Origin of the sequence: Flavobacterium sp. (assembly GCF_046155325.1) — a bacterium.
Classification (GTDB): Bacteria; Bacteroidota; Bacteroidia; order Flavobacteriales; family Flavobacteriaceae; genus Flavobacterium.
Window position 1 is genome coordinate 1 of the sequence record NZ_JBJXDQ010000033.1, and the last position, 3,263, is coordinate 3,263.

The following is a 3,263-nucleotide window of genomic DNA, read 5'->3' on the forward strand; positions in this document are numbered from 1 at the left end:
TAAAAATTCTATTACTCTCTTTTATTATTGTTCTAAGATCTCTCTTAAAACGGCTGTCAATTCAATATGTCTAGGAACGTGTCTTTTTTATTTTCGCTTCTCTCTCAAAGCGGGTGCAAAAGTAACAAAGTCATTTGTTTCTGGCAAGGATTTTGAAAAGTTTTTTGAAAAAACATTTTTTTCAACTTATTCTCTATTCTCTCACCATTTTTTCAAGGAACTTTACGCTTTTTTCGGGGTGCAAATATAACATCCGTTTTCAAATCTCACAAACTTTTTTTAACCTTTTTTGAAAATAAATTTCCTATTGGCGTATTTCAGTTTGTCAACATTTATAAGGACGTCTGCTTACATTTCGGGTGCAAAAGTAGTGCGTTTATTCAGCTAAACAAGACTTATTTTAATCTTTTTTGAAAGTATTTTTTAAGTCGTTGGTTTTTTGATATTTACAAGCACCCTTTTTGCTGATTTGTAATTTTAGGCTTGCCTTTTTGATGATTTAAACAGTTTTACTGTGTTTATGGGGATGCGACTCCGTAAATAGTAAGCAGATCGACGCGGATTCGCCAAATGGAAATCAAAAAAGCTATCTGATTATGATACTAAATAGCCTTTGTAACTGTCCTTTTTTAATATTTTACTTTTTTTAGCAAAAATTTGGGGTACCACAACCCTACTTTATCCATACTCTATCTATACTCTAACCATAATTGAGCAAGTTCAATCTGTTAAGTACTTATAAAACCAACTACATTAGCCCTGATAGCAGTGGAAATCTTCTTGTGCCGGAGTTCGTCACAAGAGATTGAAACGGATAGCAGTAAAAAGCTCGAGATTGCTTCGTGCCTCGCAATAACAACATTATAAAATGTACCCGTTGGGTGCAATTATTTTAAAGTAAAATAAATTGATTAAATGTTGGTCAAGATACTGAAATTCAGTATCTTGAAGTCGCTAAACAACCAACATTTATGACAAATATAGTTAAAAATTATTTAAGAGTTTTAGAAGTTATAAGTTCTTTGAATTGTGAATTAGAATATAAATCTGGAGTTGGTCGAAAGACAAAAATATCTGATTTAGAGATAGTTGCATTGAGTTTGACGGCTGAATTTATGTCGATTGACAGTAAAAACTCATTGTTTAAATTGGTTGATACTAGTCAAATTACAAATTTAATTGAGAGAAGTCAGTTCAATAAAAGAAGAAGAAAATTATTTTTATTTTCAGAAGAAGTTAGAATAAAATTATCCTCTCGTTTTTTGGAGTTTGAAGATTACTTTATTGTGGATAGTATGCCCTTAGAAATTTGCAAATTTGCTCGTCATCGAAGAATTAAAATCTGTAAAAAAGAGTTTGAAACAGCTCCTTCAAAAGGATTTTGTGCTTCACAAAACACCTGGTTTTATGGATATAAACTTCACGGAGTTTGTTCTGTATCAGGTATTTTTCATTCGTTAGATATTACAAAAGCAGAAGTTCATGATGTACATTTTTTGAAGAATATAAAACAACAAATGTCTGATTGTGTGCTACTTGGAGATAGAAGTTATTTGTCAAAAACTATTCAATTGGATTTGTTTCAAACGGTAAATATCAAATTAGAAACTCCAAAAATAAAAAATCAAGTAGATTATAAACCACAGGCTTATATCTTTAGAAAATCAAGAAAAAGAATTGAAACATTATTTTCTCAATTATGTGACCAGTTCAAAATTAGAAACAATTACGCTAAATCTTTCGAAGGATTTAAAACAAGAATTTTAGCTAAAAAAACAGCATTAATATTGGTTCAATATGTCAATAAATTTATCTTTGATAGACCAATAAACAATATTAAAAATCAAATAATTTAATTACACCCAACGGGTTAAAATGTATAAACTTGTACATATATATTGCGTGGTTTTTCTTAAACCATTATATTTGCGTTCATAAAATTTGAAAAATGATTAAGATTACTTTGCCCGATGGGTCTGTTAAGGAATTTGAAATTGGTGCTACGCCGATGGATGTTGCGATAAATATTAGTGAAGGATTTGCGAGAAATGTGATTTCTGCGGCATTTAACGGAACGACGATTGAGACGTCAACGCCTTTAACGATTGACGGTGCGCTTGTTTTATATACTTGGAATGACGAAAACGGGAAGAAAGCGTTCTGGCATTCGACTTCGCACGTTATGGCGCAAGTTTTGGAAGAAATATATTCTGGAATAAAACTAACGCTTGGTCCTGCGATTAGTAACGGGTTTTATTATGATGTTGATTTTGAAGATCACAAGATTACCGATGCTGATTTTAAGAAAATTGAAGATCGAGTTTTGGAAATTTCAAGAGAGAAACACGAATTTAAATTGCGTCCTGTTTCAAAAGCCGAAGCATTGGAGACCTATAAGAATAATGTATACAAAACAGAATTAATTACGAATCTGGAAGATGGAACGATTACTTTTTGTGATCACGCTACTTTTACCGATTTGTGTCGTGGTGGTCATATTCCGAATACTGGAATTATCAAGGCGATGAAAATTATGAGTGTTGCGGGTGCTTACTGGCGTGGTGACGAAAAGAACAAACAACTTACAAGAGTTTACGGGGTTTCGTTTCCAAAACAAAAAGATTTAACTGAACACTTAGAATTACTTGAAGAAGCAAAACGTCGCGATCATAGAAAACTAGGAAAAGAATTAGAATTGTTTGCTTTCTCTGCAAAAGTGGGTCAAGGTTTACCGTTATGGTTGCCAAAAGGAGCTGCTTTGCGTGACAGATTAGAGCAATTTTTGAAAAAAGCACAGAAAAAAGCGGGTTATGAACAAGTGGTTACGCCTCATATTGGACAAAAAGAATTATACGTGACTTCAGGTCATTATGCTAAATATGGTGCTGATAGCTTTCAACCCATAAATACTCCAGCCGAAGGCGAAGAGTTTTTATTAAAACCGATGAACTGTCCACATCACTGTGAAATCTATAATGTAAGACCTTGGTCCTACAAAGATTTACCAAAGCGTTACGCTGAATTTGGTACCGTATACAGATACGAACAAAGTGGTGAATTGCATGGTTTGACTCGTGTTCGAGGATTTACTCAAGATGATGCGCATATTTTTTGTACGCCAGACCAATTGGATCAGGAATTCAAAAACGTGATTGACTTGGTTTTGTATGTTTTTGGTTCATTAGGATTCGAAAATTTTACGGCACAGATTTCGTTACGTGATCAAGAAAACAGGGAGAAATATATTGGTTCAGATGAAAATT

Annotated in this window: 2 protein-coding genes; both read left to right on the forward strand. The window is 32.9% G+C overall.

What is annotated here, in order from left to right:
- Positions 1–1,022 precede the first annotated feature (1,022 nt).
- Positions 1,023–1,856 carry an IS982 family transposase gene (locus tag ACKVOD_RS02380; RefSeq protein WP_409207884.1) on the forward strand — a complete coding sequence of 278 codons (834 nt, stop codon included), beginning with the start codon at positions 1,023–1,025 and terminating at the stop codon, positions 1,854–1,856.
- A 92-nt stretch (positions 1,857–1,948) separates the two neighbouring features.
- Positions 1,949–3,263, forward strand: a 1,315-nt coding sequence (gene thrS / locus ACKVOD_RS02385; protein ID WP_409207883.1) for a threonine--tRNA ligase, incomplete at its 3' end; no start/stop codon positions are given.